This is a genomic window from Bacillus sp. FSL K6-3431 (assembly GCF_038002605.1).
Lineage (GTDB): Bacteria > Bacillota > Bacilli > Bacillales > Bacillaceae_C > Lederbergia.
The window spans coordinates 614,683-632,534 of the sequence record NZ_JBBOCT010000001.1 but is presented as its reverse complement, the minus strand read 5'-3'; the positions used below and the strand labels follow the sequence as shown (position 1 = coordinate 632,534).

The window sequence follows — 17,852 nt, the reverse complement described above, 5'->3', positions numbered from 1 at the left end:
ACCTTTGTGTATAAACATTATAGCTATTCAACTTCTAGTGGCGGAATAAAGTCCGAATTTCTTTACCGAATTTTTGCTCTTGGTGTGTACCAAGTACAGCCGCCTATTCAATTTCACCCCATCTTTCCTGTAATCGCTTTAGTTCCTTTTGGTGTGACATATTTTCTTTTGGTGTTTCCAATATAAAAGGAACGTTTATAAGTTGAGATGTTTTCATTAGCTGATCAAATTGCGTCTCTGTTATATACCCAGGTCCAAAAATAGGAGCATGACGATCTTTTCCCGACCGGGCTTCATACTTCGAATTATTAAAATGAATAAGGCTTAACGCATCGAAATATCCAAGTTCCATCCCTTTCATTAGTAGATCATCCCAGTTTTCGCCATCCCATAAACCACAAGCAAAAGCATGACAGGTGTCAAAACAAAATCTAATTTTTTCAGGATCATTACATAAATTACGGATTTGGACCAGTTCTTCCAAGGTAGTTCCAATTGCTCCGGGTAAACCAGCATTATTTTCAAGTAAAACCTTAGCATTTCCTTGCCATAGTTGAAGAATTTCATTCAACATTTCGATGATAAGTTGATAGCTTGCAATTGGGGAAGTATGGCTAATCTGTTTGCCAAAATGAACGACAACGCCAATAGAACCACAAGCCTCAGCAATTTCCAGATCATTTAGCAAAGAGTGAATCACCTGGTCTCGCTTTTTTTCATTAAGGGGTGTCAAACTAGTTGGATAAGGTGAATGGCTAACAGAAATAAGTGATTTTTCAGCACAAAATTCCTTACATAGCCTAGCATCATCATGGCTAAAATGTTTTATTGCTAAGCTTTTTGGGTTTTTAGGGAAATATTGAAAAGCAGCGGCTTTCATTGCGAACGCATGTTTTGCAGCTCCCAAATAGCCCTCTCTAATAGAAAGATGACAACCGAATTTCATATGAATGCTCCTTAGGTAAGTCTAATGTTGACAGACTTGACAGTAAAATGTTTTACGAGAGGAAATCTCTACTTTTACAATTGGCGAGCGACATCGTTTACATTCCTTTCCTTCACGACCATGCACGTACATCTTGTTTTTGTTACGACCTGTTTTGCTGTCCCCGGGGAAAAAAGGTTCGTCCATATAACCCCCGTTTTGAATGGCTTGTTGAAGAATAAATTTAATTGATTCGTACAAACAAACTTTATTACCGTGGTTTAGTTCAATTATCTTTCTTTCTGGTAGCAATTGCGCATGCCAGAGAACTTCATCCGAATAACGATTTCCGATCCCCGCTAAGTATTCTTGATTAATTAATGTTGTTTTTAATCCACCTTTTCTATTTTTGATGGTACCGAGAAAAGCATCCAGTGAAAAATTCGTATCAAGTGGTTCAGGACCGATCTCCTCAAATTCTTTATTAAGCATATCATGTGATAAAAGATGCAAATAGCCTAATCGAAGTCCAATGAAATAAAGGTGATAATGTCCAAATGATAGCTGTACTTGTATCGTCCGATCCGGTTTGTCGTCTGCATTCCCATAAAACATCCAACCACCAAGCATCAGGTGCAACAGTAAACAGGAGCCATTTTGTAGTTTGAAAATCAGATATTTGGCTCTTCTATCAACGGATTCAACTTTCTGATTTAGTACATGATGAATAAAATGTTCGGTTGGCACATTGATTGATTTTTGCCGATTGATTGCAACATTTGTTATCGTATGATCAACGATCATTTGTTGCAGTAGGGATTTATATGTTTCCATCTCTGGTAATTCTGGCATTATTCTACCTCCAATTTTAAAAGGATATAATCCCATTATCCCTCAATCAGTAAAAATCATTACAAATCCAACAACTCCCTTACCCTTTTCCAATTCAGCCACTACGCTTTGTATCACTAACCTCCATTTTCTTCGTCGTTAGCAGCTTATAATTGATTTCCCTATCTTCCAACCCTTATATTTATTATCTTTTATTTGTTCTTCGTCGTTATTCGAGTAATAAGCAGTAAAAAAAACAGCTGTGATTAATAAAATGGTGACAGCTATTACTACCCGTTTTGATGGATTCTCATTAAGTACATCCTCTCTTTCTATGAAGTCATTTTGTACAACAAACAATACATCTAAAACGTTACGGATTGACTGCAACCTATAGAACTTGGAAATGAGATTTTATAAATGGATTATCCAATGTACATAATAGAAGCATAAAATTCCTTTACCCCTGGCGTTCTACTACTGCGCTTTGGTGTACTAATACAAAATTATTGAAGGACCATTGAAAAAACGAACCCAGTCGGAGTTCGTTTTTAATTTATTGACAATGTTACAGGATGTTCCAACCATTGGTACACCATAACAATGTGCTTTCAGTATTTGTCTCCATCGTTCCCATGCGGAAGAGATTCCACGCCGCGCAATTTACTACGTGTCAACATCTGTAATTTTTTTAATATATGACCCAAAGGAGATCATTTCCATTTCTAATGATCTCCTGGGTAAAAGACATATGATATAAGCGATCCCCGCTTAATTCTTCTCAGTTCCAAATCTTTTTGCATTTCTAACCCGTGCCCGTTCGGCCTCAACTTCTCGATCACGAGGATCGGCACTGGATACAAGTATGTTTAGTAGGTTTTGTGTAATGATAGCTATTTCTTCAACAGCATGGTTAAAAGCGTCCTCATTTGCCATTGAAGGCTTGTTGAAACCAGAGACCTTTCGCACATATTGAAGTGAAGCTGCATAAATTTCATCTTCGGTAGCTGGAGGATCAAAGTTATAAAGTGTTTTAATGTTTCGGCACATGTATTTATCCTCTCTCGTTATTGTTATTTTGTAGAACATCTTTTTCAACTTGATTGGTTTCATCTTGCTAAATACTACGTAGATTTAGGTCCTGTCCACTAGACCTATGAATTTCCTATTTGTTTCACCATTCTAGTCGAAACATTTTCTGTTTTATTTGTTGGCGTAGCTGAGGAGTGTTTTACGTTACATAATAAAGATTTTGTTTCATTCGAGACATTCCTTATGGTTTAGATTTAACCAACAAACGGGCGTTCTAAAATCATTTGAGAATTATATACATATCTTGACACAAAAATGTTGAATTTTCAAGACGGCGTACATTTATAAAATGTCTTATCTGGATCTTGGAATGCCGTTAAGAATTACAATTTGGTCGGCATGGGTTTTTGATATATGTAGTTACCTCGGTATAGGTAATTATTGAACTACAGAAGCATTAATGGAATAACCATTCATATAGTAAAAGGCAAAGATGATACTTCTGTATCAGTACCACCCTTCTATTCCAATTAATTTAAAATTTTGTCGTCTTTACTATATATCGTTAATATATGTATCGCGCTAAATATAATATGAAAACTGACAAATCATGAAAATACACTTAAAGGGTGGCCACTTTTATCGCTATTTGTGTTACGTAATTATCATAACCACTGACAGAAATCTCATCTAATACATACTCCTCATATGCACCGCTTTTGATCTCCAGATTATTTTCATCAATAAATGTTAAGATTTTTTCATAAGTATGTGCCACTTTTTTATAACTACCTATATGGTAGGCAATCACATATAGTCCCTTTGGTTTTATCGTTATAATAGTACCTTCGGGATTATCTATTATTTTCGTATATAAGAATGAATAGTTTTCATAATCCCCTTGTATCATCTTTTCCTTACTTAACAAAGCCCCAATAGGATATCCAATATATAATTTATTAATATTACTGAAATAAATAAATTGAGAAACTAATTTCAAAAACTCGCGATCAGAACAATTTAAAATGGAACTACTTAGGATCAATTGCTCCTCCTCTTGGATTTCTAATCTTATTTTCGAATAATCAATCGTTAACGCCTTTTCCGTTAAAGATATCTTCGTATCAATAATCTTTCGTATTCTGTTTAGATTCTCTATCTTCTTTTCAATCTCCAACGATTTTTTCTTCAAAAGTTCAATCAATTCTGAAGGAGATTTTTTATTAAGGAATAATTTAATCTCTTTTAAAGGCATATCCACTTCTTTTAAAAGTTCAATAACGGTAAAGACGTCAAATTGCTGATATGAATAATACCGGTATCCTTTTTCACTTTTATATTCGGGTGAAAGGAGCCCAATTTCATCATAATGAAAAAGTGTCTGTTTTTTTACATTGCATATTTTCGCAAATTCACCCGTTGTAAAGTATTTCCGTAGATTTTCACTCATTCGACATTCCCCCCTTGACTATCCGGTTACCGTATACTTTACGATGTAACTATACCATTAAAAGGCGTCTATGACTCAGAAATAAGTTTGTGCATGAGCATTAGTAATTGTGGTTAAAAATATAGAAAGGAAATTGAAGTCATGAATATATCTATTCGAGATGTGACGAATGAAATCGTTCCAGATATTTTAAGTTTAAGTGTTGATGAAACACAAACAACTTTCATTGAAACGACAGAACAATGTTTAAAAGAAGCGAAGGAGTGTGCAATTTACAAACCAGTTGGTCTTTATTCAGATAATAATCTTGTTGGTTTTGCAATGTATGGATTTTTTTCAGATGAAAGTAAAAATGGTAGGATATGGCTAGATCGTTTTTTAATTGATAAGAAGTATCAAGGTTGTGGTTTAGGTACAATCTTGTTGAAAGAATTAATAGACAAAATCACGGAGGAATTTTCGTGTCAGAAACTGTACCTAAGTATAGTTGGAAATAATAAAAGGGCACTTCATTTGTATGAAAAATTTGATTTTCATCTAAATGGGGAATCTGATGTTAATGATGAAAAGATTATGGTGAAAACAATAAGTGTGTCCAAATAATACTTGAAATATAAAGGTGAATTTTTATGAATGAAACATCAATAAAATTAAGAAATACTCCAACTAAAAAACTGTTTATCTCCTATTTGATTCCCTCAGTATTAGGTATGATGTTGATGGCAATTAACATATTAGTCGATGGTATTTTTGTTAGCAACGGAATTGGACCTGAAGCACTAGCCGGAATTAATATCTCAGTACCTATCTTTTCGATCTTACTTTCGATTTCTCTATGGATCGGGATGGGTGGCGCAACATTATATTCGATTTCTTTAGGACAAAATAATATTCAAAAAGCGAGGTCTATCTTTACCCAATCATTTATTCTGGTTCTATTAATTGTTGGCGTGCTAGTCATTTTAGGTTTGTGGAAACAAAAAGAATTAGCGTATTTATTTGGCGCAAATGATCAAATATTACCGTATGTACTAGATTACCTTCATATCATATTAGTATTCGGTATTTTATATGTTATTGAAAATGTACTAAGCATCTTTATAAGAAATGACGGGAATCCAAAGTTAGCAATGCTAGGTTTGATCACCACCTCTCTTTTAAACATCTTTTTTAATTACTTATTTATATTTGTATATAAGCTAGGTGTTAGTGGTGTAGCATATGCTACTGCCCTTTCTACTGCAATTGGGTTACTTATACTTTTAATTCATTTCTTGCGTAAGGAAAGTGTATTAAAATTTGTCCGTTTGAAGTTTGAGTATTCTATTATGAGCGATATATTAAAAATAGGAGTTCCTAGTTTTATTGTGGAAAGCTCGGCAGCTATTATCATCATTGCTTATAATATTACATTTATGCACTTTGTAGGCGAGATTGGCGTAACTGCATATGCAGTAGTGAATTATTTACACGTCGTATTTTTAATGTTATTTATTAGTATCGGTGCAGCCCTTCAGCCCATTGTAAGTTTCCACTACGGAGCAAATTTATTAGACAGACTACAAGGATTTTTAAAGTTAGCTGTTAAAACTGGAATTGCTTTAGGAATGCTTATCCTTATTGTAGGTTGGGTATTTGGAGATTTTATTGTGTCATTATTTGGTGTGACATCAAAAGAGGTTTCTTCTTATCTAATGAAAGGAATATCCATGTACTTTATTGGCTATTTGTTTTTAGCCTATAACTTAATTTATGCGGAGTTTTATCAAGCTGTCAGAAAGATCAAATTATCTACTATTATCATAGTAACTCGAAGTATCATTTTATTTTTACCGTTACTATGGCTACTACCAACTGTATTCGGTACAGATTTCATATGGCTCGCGTTTCCTATAGCGGAGGCAATAACTGCTATCGCGTTATTCATTTATAATCATAAGTTGAAGTCTCTCTCAGATAAAAATAAAGTGGTTCCTAAAAACGTTCCAAATGTTCTAGAATCATAAAAGACAACCGCCTTGAATAAGGGCGGTTCATTTTTGATAGATGGCCTTATAAAATAATATTCATTTTTAATATGGTTGAAGATAGAATGATATACGACACTAACTCGTTTTCACCTTAAAACCAACTTGATTTTTAAAAAATAAAAAGGAAGATTGATTAAATCCAATCTTCCTGAAAAGAATGCTATTCCTATTTTCACGCAGTAAAGCATAAAAATGGTCAATAATCATTTATTCGCAATATGCACTTTCAATAACTTACCTTTAACAGTTTTCGTTTTCATCTTATTCATAACCAGCCCGCCTTTGCCATTGAGTATGTCAATATACGTCATGGCGTCTTGGATCTTAATGATTCCAATGTCTTCAGCAGTAACTCCTGGAATGCTTGTGATTGTCCCAACAAAGTCGAGAGCACGTAGCTTTTTCTTTTTTCCACCGTTGAAATAAAGCTTAAGTATATCTTTATTCACCATTTCGTTTTTGTTCTTTTTCAATTCTGGTATTCTTTCTAACTTTTCAACGAATGCTTCCATCGCTTCGTCTACTGATTTCTGAGACGGTGCATTGCGGCGCTGTATTTCAAAACCGATGTAGGCTTCGATTTCTGCTAAGAACTTATCTTCGTATGGTGTGACAAACGAAATCGCCTTCCCTCTTTTACCTGCTCGTCCAGTTCGCCCTACCCTGTGTACATAGCTTTCGTTCTCTAAAGGGATATCGTAGTTGATGACGTGCGTGATACTATCAATATCAATTCCTCTTGCTGCAACGTCAGTAGCCACTAAGTAGCGGAATTTACCGAGCTTAAACTCTTCCATCACTGCGAATCGATCTTCCTGAAACATGCCTCCGTGCAGTTTATCACATGTATAATGAAGTTTTTCAAGCTGATCCGTTACCACATCTACCTGATCCTTTGTACGGCAAAATATGATACAGCTATCCGGATTTTCAACAACTGTCAAGTCGCGTAACAAAGCAAATTTTCGCTGTTCCTCTACCACGATAAGGGAATGGTCAATTTTATCAGTTAATGTGATGGTTGAGGCAATCTCGATATTCTTCGGATTCTGCATATATTTATGACATAGTTTTTTGATGTTCTCTGGAATTGTTGCAGAAAAAAGCAATGTCACTCTCTGTTTAGGCAATTTATTGATAATCGCTTCAACTTGATCAATGAATCCCATTTTAAGCATTTCGTCTGCTTCATCAAGAACCAAATATTTAATTTGTTCAAGCGCAATGGTTCCACGCTCAATATGATCAAATACGCGCCCAGGTGTTCCGACAACAACATGGCATTTCTGCTTCAATTCTTCCTTTTGATAAGCAAATGGCTGCTTACCGTATACTGCAGCTGCTTTAATTCGCTTGAACCGACCAATGTTTGTCATATCTTCTTTAACCTGATCTGCAAGTTCGCGTGTCGGTGTTAAAATAAGTGCCTGTGGTTTATTCTCATCCCATTTCACTAATTCACAAATAGGAATGCCAAAAGCTGCTGTCTTCCCGCTTCCAGTCTGTGATTTAACGACCAAATCGATGCTATCTAACGCAGCGGGAATTACCTTCTCTTGTACTTCTGTTGCTGAAGAATAACCGAGTCCGTCTAGCGCCCGTGTAATCTCCTTACTTAAACCAAAGTCTTGAAATATCATACTAATTCAACCTCACATTCTTAGTGCATTATCTCACGAACGGGATCAATACGTCAGTTAAGAGTTAATTATGACTTTTTAAATAATAAACTAATTTTTAACAAAATGCAGCTATTAATAATACATTTTCTAGAATGAAAGTTATTTGCGGCTATATTTTAAAATGAGATGTTTAAGATATACATCTATAAAAATTAAAAACAGATGTCATTATTCATTTTCAATGCTTCAAGAACTTCGAATTACACCTAATCTTCCCGTCTATACAATCTTTTCTTTATGCACGATCCCTTCTTCTGAATTAATTAGAAACGGACCAAGAGCTACCGCTTATACTCCCATATGTTGCCCAGCGTATAACATGATATGTAGTGTTTCTTAAGTATGAACCTGTATTTTAGTCACCAAACATTTTAACCTCTGTAAAATGACGATGGCTTATTATTTCTGTTCTTTGTAAAGAGATTACTTCTGTTTAAGTGTTCGATATCAATTTTCACTAGCTTAAACTTTTCTTTGTAATTGCATTTTGTGGATTTTATTATAAAATGTCACTCTTTCTATTCTTTCCTCATTTATATAATTATGCTTATTTTTGAACGGTTAATCTAATTCTAAAACTCCTTAGTAACAATAATTAATATTTTATAGGGATAAGGATAGTAAATGAATGAATAGGAATTTCAGATTTATTCGATTTTGACTTCCACCATCAAATCCTTTTCAAACTATCATTTCCGTCGCTTAATAAACTTTTTGACTTCAAATCAACAAAATCTACCAACTCATCTATGGTTCCAAAGCATTTTTCAATTTCAGGTAAATGATAAAACGTACTGGTTGATTCAAAATTACTTACTTCGTTATTCGGTGAATATAGAAATATTCTTTTGCCTTGTCCAAGTGCAATACCTAATTCAATGTGGCTTCCTTTTCCAGCTGGTAATAAAACTATGATAAAGTCTGCCTCCATTACAGCATTTTTTTCTTCTTGTCCTATTTCTTTTAAATTTTCAAGTGTTGAAGATCTTGCATTGTTCGTCCAATCATATGTTTGAATGTAGCCTTTATTTATTAACTGCTTACTAACGCAACGAACTGCAACTATGTTTTTAAAACTTGATGCAACATAAAATTTCTCCATTGTATCCTCCTTGTCTATTGTTTTCTATGTAATACTAACCAGATTACTTTAGTCACATTGGGTAACAGACATTTATATTTACAAATAAACGTTCTAAAAACGAAATAGACTTAATTGTCTATTTCGTTCTTCATGGCTGCCCATTTTGAGTTTTCGAATTGAGTAATACTGCTCATAGTGGCAAAGCCTACAAGAACAGTGGGCTTTTCCTTTAATGTACAATTTTAATATTGTCGTTCCCCGGATTTATTCTTTGCTTGCTCCCTTTCCTCCTTTAAATTAGAGGGTATTATAAACGGTTATAATTCATAATTATTTTTTATCCCCACGAGACCAGAACACGACTGGAATCAGTAATAAGGATAAAATACCTCCAATAAATGATAATGTTGAATAACTTGAATTAGCCACAATCATTCCAGACAAGGCTCCACCAGAAGCCCCAGCTAATGCAACAAAAACATCCACTGTACCTTGAGTCTTTGCACGTGTAGAAGATTCAGTTGAATCAACAATTTGTGCTGTTCCACTAATCAAGCCAAAGTTCCATCCCAGGCCAAGTAAAGAAAGAGCAATAACTAAGAGAATCATAGAGTCACTTGGTGCAAGTGCTGCTATAAAACCAGCAAGTAATAGTGTAAACCCAGAAACAATACTCATGGCTGTTCGACCGATTTTATCAACAAGTATCCCCGTGAAGAGTGATGGAAGGTACATTGCCCCAATATGAAAACCGATAACAAGACCGACATCACTTAAGGCATAACCATGATGTTTCATATGGACTGGTGTCATTGTCATAATAGCAACCATCACAATTTGGGTAAGTACCATAACAGTGGCACCAACAATAACGCCTCTTTTATTTTTGATATCAACGGGTTCTGAACCATCTTCATACTCATGTTCTTGTTTATAAACGTCTAACCTTTTTGCAATATCTAATGGATCTGGACGAAGCATTATAAAAAGTACAAGACCTGCTAAGATAAAAGCTACTGCTGATAAAATAAAGGGACCTGCAAGTGCAGGAACTCCAATAGATAGGGCAAATTTTCCCATTACATCTACTAAGTTGGGACCTGCAACTGCACCAAATGTAGTCATAACCATTGTAATACTAATAGCAGTTGCTCGCTGTTTTTTATTGGCTAAATCAGTTCCTGCATAACGGGCTTGTAAATTAGTCGCTGTACCTGCACCATATATCAGAAGGGAGGCAAATAAAAGAAAAATACTATTTATCAATGCTGCAATCACAACACCAATCGCGCCAATACCACCAGTTATAAAGCCTGTTGTAAGTCCTGTTCTACGTCCATACCGTTGTGAAATCCTTCCCACTATTAGAGCTGCTCCTGCAGACCCTAAAGTAAATAAAGCAGCTGGAAGTCCTGCAAACGCATTAGTTCCAAGCATTTGCTCAGCCAGAAGCGCACCTACAGTAATTCCTGCTGCTAGACCTGCGCCACCAAAAATCTGTGAAATACTTACAATGATTAGTGTGCGCTTATATAACGCTTTTTGTTTTTCTTGAGAATTTAGATAACCTTGGTTTAATTCATCGGCATTACTAGACATTGTTTATTACCTTGATTCCCAATATCATTTTTTAACCCCCAAGTTATTTATAGTTCTGTTAATTTTATCCAATCATGTACACCTTCCTCTAAACGAAAGGCATTAACACCTCTGGACTTTAAAAGTTCAACAGCTTCCACCGACATTAAACAGTAACTGCCTCGGCAATAAGCTACAACATCACAATTGGTTGGTAAAGTAGAAAGTTTCTCTCTTAATTCTTCAATAGGCATAGAAACAGCACCTGGAATATGAGCTTCTTCATATTCCTCTTTAGGTCTCACATCCAACAAAATGACTTCACCTTTCTCCATCCGTTCTTTCAGTTCTAAAAGCGAAACCCCATCCATGCCGAGATTAGCATTTAAGAAATCTTGTTTTATTTGTTGAACTTGTACAAACTGTTTTTCTGATAATGTATGCAAGGAATTTAAAAAATCTGAAATGGCTACATCTGCTAGTTCGTAAATCACATAGTTTCCTTTCTTCTGAAACTTTACCATTCTAGACTTGGAAAGGGTTTGTAAATGTTGAGATACATTTGCTACAGACATAGTAGTTGCTTTTGATAGTGCCTCCACCGACTTTGGACCTTGAGATAAAATATCAAGAATCTCCAATCGTTTTGGACTAGAGATACTTTTACCTATTCTGGAAAATTCATGATACAATAAATACTTTAAATATCGTTCATTTATCATTTTAAATCACCTGCTTTCTATTCAAGTGTTTTATTGAATTCTTGAATTATAATCGTAATCATTATTTTTTTCAGCTTTCCTTGACTATCCTGCCCCGAGTAAAAAGACCGCCATAATGTAGAAAATGAATTTTTTATTAAAGGAAAGCACCCGTTGAATAAGGAAACAGCGTTACTCCTTCTTGAAGTAAAGCTACTGTTAGTTGAAGATTCATTTAAACTACCAAGTTAAATCATTTAAGAATGTAAGAATATCTTTGTTCACGTCGTTAATGTCCGTTCCTAATGTCATCAAGTGTTTAGCGTTCGGGTATCCCTTTATTGTTTTTTGATTCGTCGCAACGCTTTGAAAAATTATCTCTGCACTTTCTTTATACAGCGGTTCATCTAATTCACCATATAATATACGAATTGGTGACGTTAAAAGAGCTAATTTATCCATCGTTATATCAATAAACTGTTGGAACTCAACTAATGAATAGATAGACATATTTTGAAGAAGTTTCATTTCTAAATTTATTTGTTCTTCATTTTTCCCTTCAAGTCGTTTGTATCTTTTTGCATAATGAAAGACACGCTTTTTTAGAAAAGTAGCTTCCCTATGTATTGGCACTGACATTGTCACAACTCCATTTATCTCCAACTCTTGAGCAACTTTTAATGCAAACACACCACCAAGAGAAAGACCAATCACAGTTATTTTTTCAAAACCTTCATTTTTCAACAACTGGTAACCGTTTAGTACATCTTGCCACCAATCTGACGGTCTATATGTGAGAATTTCTTCTGCTGTTAAACCATGTCCACTGTATAATGGTGCATAGCAAGAATAATTGTCCTTTTGCAAATATTTCCCTAACTTTTTCATATCGATCGTATTGCTTGTAAAAGAATGTAATAATAATACGGCTTTCTCTCCACCTTTATAGAAAAAAGGCTTAGGTGGTACTATTTTCATCATTATTTTGAATACCTCACTTACATAAATAATCTTAGTCTTTATTAAATAGCTGAGCATCGAATTTTTATAATTCGTTTAAAGTATAACATCCATTCGTTATTGAACTAAACTGCATCCTTTATTACAATAAGAAAAAAATAGCTACCGTTCGATCTCCTCTAGCCCTTACACTAGCGACTAATAAAATCTTTATTGAAAATGGAGGAATTTTATTTTTAATTGGTTATTCAACTAACCTGCCCTTTCGTTGACGTGGAAAAAGGTTACTGCAGTAACCTTCCCAGTTAGCTGAGGAATACTCCTAGACAAATTACCACTATATCACAGCCAAGATTTTACACTTACTTCATTCTAGACGGATTTAAGATGCATGCACAGTTGACACATTAAGTCTCATAGATTTAATTAAAAAAACCAGCAAATAGCGGGCAAGCAGCGACTATTCTCTTTTCTTAAACCCATAGACTAATAAAACCAAACTTATTAGGAAGAATAAGGGAACAAATAAGTTATCAAATAAATGTGCTTTTTCTACTTCTGGTACTGATCCACTCATTTGTCCAGAAAAGAACCCAGCTTGGATAATACTTGTAGATAATACTGAGGATAAGTCCTCTAATGCATAGATTAGTCCCGATGCTAATAAAAAAATAAATCCTAGTATTTTGTAAGAAAATGAATTCACTCTATCACCACCCTTATTAGTAAATTTTAACATATTGATAAGTTGGTAGATAGAGAATGTTAAATCACAGTTCGATGGTATTATGTGGTAAGCCAGAGTCGCAAAAAGTTCCATTCTTAACTCCTGCACCTGTTGACGTTAGTTTTTCTGAATATATGTTGGATACTCTTTCAAGAGCTTTGTCCTTTTCCTGTTATAACCAATATTTTTGTTATGCCGACATTTTCACTGTTATCATATCTCTCATCAATCTCCTACTATATAACATTTGCATAAATTCAAATCATTTTCGTCAAAAGCCTTTTTCAATAGTTTGGATTGCATTTTCTTTCCAGTTATCCGCTAATATTAAGGACTGTTGTCGTTTTTATTTTTGAAAATAATTGGTTTCTCTTATACAACTTGATTATCAGGGGATAATACCTTTGAGGTGGTTCAGGTGATTAAAAAGGTATTAGAAGTTATTATAGCTTTTCAATTAACTTCTACAATTGCTACGGCCCAAACTAATCAACAAATTGAAATTTTTGATATAGATCGAGGAACAGTTATTATGAGTGTTCAATCGGATACCGATTTGCAACAAGAAGTAAAAAAGTTTCTCGAAGAAATAACAGGCGTATATGTTAAATCCAACCCTATTCCAAATAAAGGATTTATGATAAAGATCCCTTTAAAACCTAATATTATGGTGAAAAATCAATGGTTTAATGACCTTGCTGATGAAGTAATAATCATATTTCCCGGTCAAGAAAACCCATATTTGATGGTTTTTGACGATGAAAACAGACCGTATTTCTTCACATTTGAAGGCGACACAACCAAATTCTTGGCATTATTAAACTTCACTATAACCCTTTAAATTAGGGTCTATTTTAAGCATTCCTCAATATATTAACTATAGTAATATGCATTTTTGACACGTTGAACTAAGCCTTCGTTTTACCAGTTTTTCAAATGTAAAAATTTTCCCTAAATCATGGTGCAAACAGAACAAGAAAGGTAATTATTCAAATATTTAGTCGCCACACTTTGAACGCACATCCAACTTTTTTACCGGTTAAAATCCCCTTTTTCACTCGTTCTTTTTTGCATTCATTAACCGTTTCCTGTTGTAGTTACTTCTTTGTAGAAAATTTCTTGTAGTTGCTGGCTGTATCACTACATAGTAAAGCAGACGGGTAAGTTTATTCACCAATCACAGAATTAATTTCTTCAGCTTTAACATCCTCTATCCAAAAGTTTTTATGAATAAAATCCATCTTCTTGTAAAAAATAAGTTAATAATTTACAGGGAGACTTAATAATGAGAAAAACAGCCCTATTATTTCTTATCATTTTCATTTCGTACACTAGTGTTAGTGAAGCAAAAACCACAACAGAAATAATTCCTCAAAATCAGCCTCCTTCCATAATGGAATTAGCTTATCTAAGGTACTTGGGGGTAACCACCATACACGAAATTATGAATAAATACGGCGATTTCCAGTTATTTACTTTTAGTAGGATTGAAAAAGTATCAAGAGATATTGAAAATGATTCATATGATGTGTCAATACGAGTTATTGGATTTGAAGGACCACTTAACCCGCCTTATAAGTTAATTCGTATGACTATTCGCATACCTGGGGAGAAATATACCAATTATAGTGTCATTACCTACAAGCATCGGTATATCTCTGGTAAAGAATTTGATAAATTAACTAAATATACTGCGGATTAATTGTATTTCTTAATGTCACATTTTACGGCTAATGTGACATTAAGGGGTTAATTTCATTGTATAATCAAACTGTCTTTTTCCTTGAATAAGAAAAAGGTACTTTACCTTAGTTTGGTTGGAGTAAGAGCCCGTAAACTAAATATTTTTTCGGAGACAGCCTCTTTTTATATACTTACAATAACGTTTGTTCTTTTAATATTTCTTGGAAATCAAACTTTTCTCTAACCAAATAAAGACCTTTAATCTTAACCTGTTCGGCTCCTTCAATATTTTCAGTTTTATTATTAATAAATACACTTTTCTCTTTTTTTAGATGTAAATGGTCGAGAGTGATATTATAATTGGCTTTTCCTGTTACTTCATTCGCAATGGCAGAAAGAATTATAGAATCAAAGTATTTACGAATTCCTATCCTATCAAATATCCAGTACATACTGGGCGTCGCATTTTGATATAACATATATTCGATACCTTTGACTTAATAATACCTCGGGAATCCCAATTATTTCTGGAAATAACTCACAATGACCAGTATAGAATTGATATCAAAACATAATCAACTTGATGTTATTGTTCAGTATGGACTGGTAACTGCAAGTGTAATTGCTATTAATCACACGATAAAGCTGAATTATACAAGACTGTTTCAGCTTTTGGAACAATAATTGCACTCACCGATTTTTCTAGCATTGAAAGTAATGAATCGTGATATGTGTTATTATAAATATGCCCGACATTATGGGGAGTAGGTGCTTCAAAGTGCTATAGTATACAAATAGATACTAATGGAGGTAAATATGGAGATAAAGCCTGAATTATGTAATGTGAACGAAGCTTTAGGCATTTTAGTAGGAAAGTGGAAGCCGATTATTTTACTGCATTTACTTACTGAAGGGACTCTGAGGTTTAGTGAACTTAAAAGATTAATGCCGGATATTACACAAAAAATGTTGACCAAACAATTAAGGGAATTGGAAGATGAAGATATTGTTAACAGAGTTATTTATCCACAGATCCCTCCTAAAGTGGAGTATTCTATATCTGAATATGGGAGAAGTTTGCAGCCAGTATTAGATATGATGCATAAGTGGGGAACTGCTCATACCGTTCACATGCAAAAGAAAAGTGATAACAAGAATATAAGCGAAGTGCAATAACCAGTAGAACTTTATAACGGATTAGGCGTCGAATATTTCTTCTTTCTGTCTAATTCGTTTTCTTGTTACTAGGTAAAGCCGTTTAGGTGGTTGTTATCTAAAGCTGAGTTCTACTTATAGCTCAAATGTATAAAAGGCTGCCGAGATTTTCTCGACAGCCTTTTATACATTCCCGAAGAGTAGCTTTTTAGATGTTAATTTACTTAAACGAGAGCTGTTGCATTATTTTTTTTTATAAAATTCAATGAAGTTATTAACTACTTGATCCAAGAAGTTTATCGTATTTTGATCAGTTAGTTCGCCAGCTTCATTTACTTTTTCGTGAACAGAACCAATGTAAACTTCGTTACCTGGTAGTAGAACAGGTGCTAACGCTGGGTTGGAAAGAATTTCTCTTAAGTGGATTTGCGCTCTGATACTTCCTAATACACCCATAGAAGATCCTACGATGAATCCAGGTTTATCTTTTATTGTGAAATCTCCGCCACGTGATAACCAGTCGATTGCATTTTTTAAAGCCCCTGGAATGGAGTAGTTATATTCAGGTACTGCAAATAATACAGCGTCCGAATCTTTGACATTATCTTTAAAAGCTTTTACGTTTGCTGGTGGGGCGCTTTCTATATCAATTGAAAAAGTTTCAAGGTCATTGATATAGACAGGTGTAATATCCAATTGGTCTGCGTATCGATTTCTTATATGTTCAACGATTTTTAAGTTGAATGAAGTTGAACTTGTACTACCGATAATTGCTTTTACTTTGATTGCCATGTTGTAAAACTCCCTTAAATTATGATTTATATCTTTCCTCTTTTGTTATTATAGATCAAATAAACCTAAATGGGAAGAACGCACTTGAGAGTGCCATAGTATCCTAAAAGATACTATAGAGGTTTAGGGTTTCAAACAATATATTGTCTTTATTTCGAATTTGAATTTAAACATACTTCGTCTATTGTACTCGAATGTTCAAATGAAATTATTTAGATTACTCAACTTTGGACTGTGGATGTTGCAATAAACTAGCGAGCAAATCTTCTCCCATTTTTATTCCGCACTTTTTAAGCGCCATTGCGACAGCACCGGCAACGGGAGATAGTATTGGTTCAATGACTTGATAGTCTTTATTTGAAGTCTCTTGCAGAACCGTTGTTAATTGATTACGAATATATGTACTCCGAATTACGCTACCAACAAAACAAACTTTTACGCGTTGTTCATGAAAAGAACCTCCAACTAATCGAATACCGTTCTCTAATGATCGAACCGCATTTTCACAAACTTTTTTTGCTAATGGTACACCTTCGAGGGCCGCTTCAGTCAACATTGGTGCCATTAATCCAAATTGGCGGTCGCGCTCCATTCGATCGTTAATAAACTGTTGTGAAGCACGCTCTCGAAATTCATGCTCCAGTTGAATATCCCAAAAATCCATAAACTTACTTACTAGTGGTTGGTCTTCTGGTAGAGTCTGACCAGCTAATATTCTATAGACTGCATCATAAGATAGAAAGCGTGCTGCTGTGGGTGCATAGTGACCAAAAGAACCATTAAATATGATTCGCCCATTTTCCGTACTTCCCATTATATTCGATCCTGTTCCAGATATAGTCATAATTCCCGGTTCAAACAAGAAGGCACCTGCATGACCCACTTCAGAATCATTAACTATTAATCTAGGAGAGGTTAATCCATCTATATTTATTAATGGTATTGCCCATTCAAGATCTTCCTTTTTATGATAGCCAGGAAGTCCCGCAATAAAAAACTGTACCTGATTTAATTCGACTTTAGCATTTTTTAAAGCTCCTAAAACGGACTCTCGTATATGTTTCTTAGCAAATGGGTCTTTATCTGGGTGGGCACTACCAGACTCTTTATAGCCGATCACATTTCCTTTCAAATCAGCAACCATCACGCGAGTTTTAGTACCTCCACCTTCTAATCCAATTACATAATCTTTTTGCATTTAAATTCCCCTTTCCATTTATTA

The 17,852-nt window shown here is 34.4% G+C and carries 19 protein-coding genes and 1 pseudogene; 6 read left to right on the top strand and 14 right to left on the bottom strand.

What is annotated here, in order from left to right; all coding sequences use genetic code 11:
* Positions 1-103 precede the first annotated feature (103 nt).
* From MHB53_RS03075 to MHB53_RS03060, 4 genes are all read right to left on the bottom strand, one after another.
* On the bottom strand, positions 104-946 hold the full coding sequence (locus tag MHB53_RS03075) for a deoxyribonuclease IV (protein WP_340915681.1): 843 nt from the start codon (positions 944-946) through the stop codon (positions 104-106).
* Positions 947-967: 21 nt separating this feature from the next.
* The gene (locus MHB53_RS03070) at positions 968-1,777 is read right to left on the bottom strand and encodes an Fpg/Nei family DNA glycosylase (protein WP_340915680.1); all 810 of its coding nucleotides are present in this window, start codon (positions 1,775-1,777) and stop codon (positions 968-970) included.
* A gap of 750 nt (positions 1,778-2,527) precedes the next feature.
* The gene (locus tag MHB53_RS03065; protein WP_340915679.1) at positions 2,528-2,806 is read right to left on the bottom strand and encodes a DUF2277 domain-containing protein; all 279 of its coding nucleotides are present in this window, start codon (positions 2,804-2,806) and stop codon (positions 2,528-2,530) included.
* Positions 2,807-3,410: 604 nt separating this feature from the next.
* The gene (locus MHB53_RS03060; RefSeq protein WP_340915678.1) at positions 3,411-4,238 is read right to left on the bottom strand and encodes a MerR family transcriptional regulator; all 828 of its coding nucleotides are present in this window, start codon (positions 4,236-4,238) and stop codon (positions 3,411-3,413) included.
* 141 nt (positions 4,239-4,379) lie between these two features.
* Here MHB53_RS03060 and MHB53_RS03055 point away from each other — a divergent pair, with 141 nt between their 5' ends.
* The gene (locus MHB53_RS03055) at positions 4,380-4,841 is read left to right on the top strand and encodes a GNAT family N-acetyltransferase (RefSeq protein ID WP_340915677.1); all 462 of its coding nucleotides are present in this window, start codon (positions 4,380-4,382) and stop codon (positions 4,839-4,841) included.
* Positions 4,842-4,867: 26 nt separating this feature from the next.
* Complete coding sequence (locus MHB53_RS03050; protein ID WP_340915676.1) at positions 4,868-6,244, top strand: MATE family efflux transporter; 1,377 nt, start codon at positions 4,868-4,870, stop codon at positions 6,242-6,244.
* A gap of 227 nt (positions 6,245-6,471) precedes the next feature.
* Here the strand turns inward: MHB53_RS03050 and MHB53_RS03045 are convergent, their stop codons facing one another.
* The 6 genes from MHB53_RS03045 to MHB53_RS03020 all read right to left on the bottom strand — a co-directional run bounded on the left by MHB53_RS03045 (position 6,472) and on the right by MHB53_RS03020 (position 12,979).
* Positions 6,472-7,908 carry a DEAD/DEAH box helicase gene (locus tag MHB53_RS03045; RefSeq protein WP_340915675.1) on the bottom strand — a complete coding sequence of 479 codons (1,437 nt, stop codon included), beginning with the start codon at positions 7,906-7,908 and terminating at the stop codon, positions 6,472-6,474.
* Between the two features lie 712 nt (positions 7,909-8,620).
* Positions 8,621-9,052 carry a group-specific protein gene (locus MHB53_RS03040; protein ID WP_340915674.1) on the bottom strand — a complete coding sequence of 144 codons (432 nt, stop codon included), beginning with the start codon at positions 9,050-9,052 and terminating at the stop codon, positions 8,621-8,623.
* A gap of 312 nt (positions 9,053-9,364) precedes the next feature.
* Positions 9,365-10,633: an MFS transporter gene (locus tag MHB53_RS03035; RefSeq protein ID WP_340915673.1), complete on the bottom strand. Its 1,269-nt coding sequence runs from the start codon at positions 10,631-10,633 to the stop codon at positions 9,365-9,367.
* A gap of 47 nt (positions 10,634-10,680) precedes the next feature.
* Positions 10,681-11,331: an ArsR/SmtB family transcription factor gene (locus tag MHB53_RS03030; protein WP_340924440.1), complete on the bottom strand. Its 651-nt coding sequence runs from the start codon at positions 11,329-11,331 to the stop codon at positions 10,681-10,683.
* Positions 11,332-11,553: 222 nt separating this feature from the next.
* On the bottom strand, positions 11,554-12,294 hold the full coding sequence (locus tag MHB53_RS03025; RefSeq protein WP_340915672.1) for an alpha/beta hydrolase: 741 nt from the start codon (positions 12,292-12,294) through the stop codon (positions 11,554-11,556).
* A 439-nt stretch (positions 12,295-12,733) separates the two neighbouring features.
* Positions 12,734-12,979: a hypothetical protein gene (locus tag MHB53_RS03020; RefSeq protein ID WP_340915671.1), complete on the bottom strand. Its 246-nt coding sequence runs from the start codon at positions 12,977-12,979 to the stop codon at positions 12,734-12,736.
* A gap of 439 nt (positions 12,980-13,418) precedes the next feature.
* Between MHB53_RS03020 and MHB53_RS03015 the strand changes: the two genes are divergently transcribed.
* Positions 13,419-13,841: a hypothetical protein gene (locus MHB53_RS03015; protein ID WP_340915670.1), complete on the top strand. Its 423-nt coding sequence runs from the start codon at positions 13,419-13,421 to the stop codon at positions 13,839-13,841.
* A 137-nt stretch (positions 13,842-13,978) separates the two neighbouring features.
* Here MHB53_RS03015 and MHB53_RS26205 read toward each other — a convergent pair.
* A pseudogene (locus MHB53_RS26205) lies at positions 13,979-14,157 on the bottom strand (IS1595 family transposase); the annotation flags it as partial.
* Between the two features lie 128 nt (positions 14,158-14,285).
* Here MHB53_RS26205 and MHB53_RS03005 point away from each other — a divergent pair.
* The gene (locus MHB53_RS03005) at positions 14,286-14,702 is read left to right on the top strand and encodes a hypothetical protein (RefSeq protein WP_340915669.1); all 417 of its coding nucleotides are present in this window, start codon (positions 14,286-14,288) and stop codon (positions 14,700-14,702) included.
* 172 nt (positions 14,703-14,874) lie between these two features.
* Here the strand turns inward: MHB53_RS03005 and MHB53_RS03000 are convergent, their stop codons facing one another.
* Complete coding sequence (locus MHB53_RS03000; RefSeq protein ID WP_340915668.1) at positions 14,875-15,162, bottom strand: hypothetical protein; 288 nt, start codon at positions 15,160-15,162, stop codon at positions 14,875-14,877.
* 64 nt (positions 15,163-15,226) lie between these two features.
* On the opposite strand from MHB53_RS03000, the gene MHB53_RS02995 reads away from it, so the two are divergent.
* Positions 15,227-15,367, top strand: coding sequence for a hypothetical protein (locus tag MHB53_RS02995; protein WP_340915667.1), 141 nt, complete (start codon positions 15,227-15,229; stop codon positions 15,365-15,367).
* Positions 15,368-15,499: 132 nt separating this feature from the next.
* Positions 15,500-15,859: a winged helix-turn-helix transcriptional regulator gene (locus MHB53_RS02990; protein WP_340915666.1), complete on the top strand. Its 360-nt coding sequence runs from the start codon at positions 15,500-15,502 to the stop codon at positions 15,857-15,859.
* A gap of 222 nt (positions 15,860-16,081) precedes the next feature.
* Here the strand turns inward: MHB53_RS02990 and MHB53_RS02985 are convergent, their stop codons facing one another.
* Positions 16,082-16,630, bottom strand: coding sequence for an NADPH-dependent FMN reductase (locus MHB53_RS02985; RefSeq protein WP_340915664.1), 549 nt, complete (start codon positions 16,628-16,630; stop codon positions 16,082-16,084).
* Between the two features lie 217 nt (positions 16,631-16,847).
* The gene (locus tag MHB53_RS02980; protein WP_340915663.1) at positions 16,848-17,828 is read right to left on the bottom strand and encodes an ATPase; all 981 of its coding nucleotides are present in this window, start codon (positions 17,826-17,828) and stop codon (positions 16,848-16,850) included.
* Positions 17,829-17,852 lie beyond the last annotated feature (24 nt).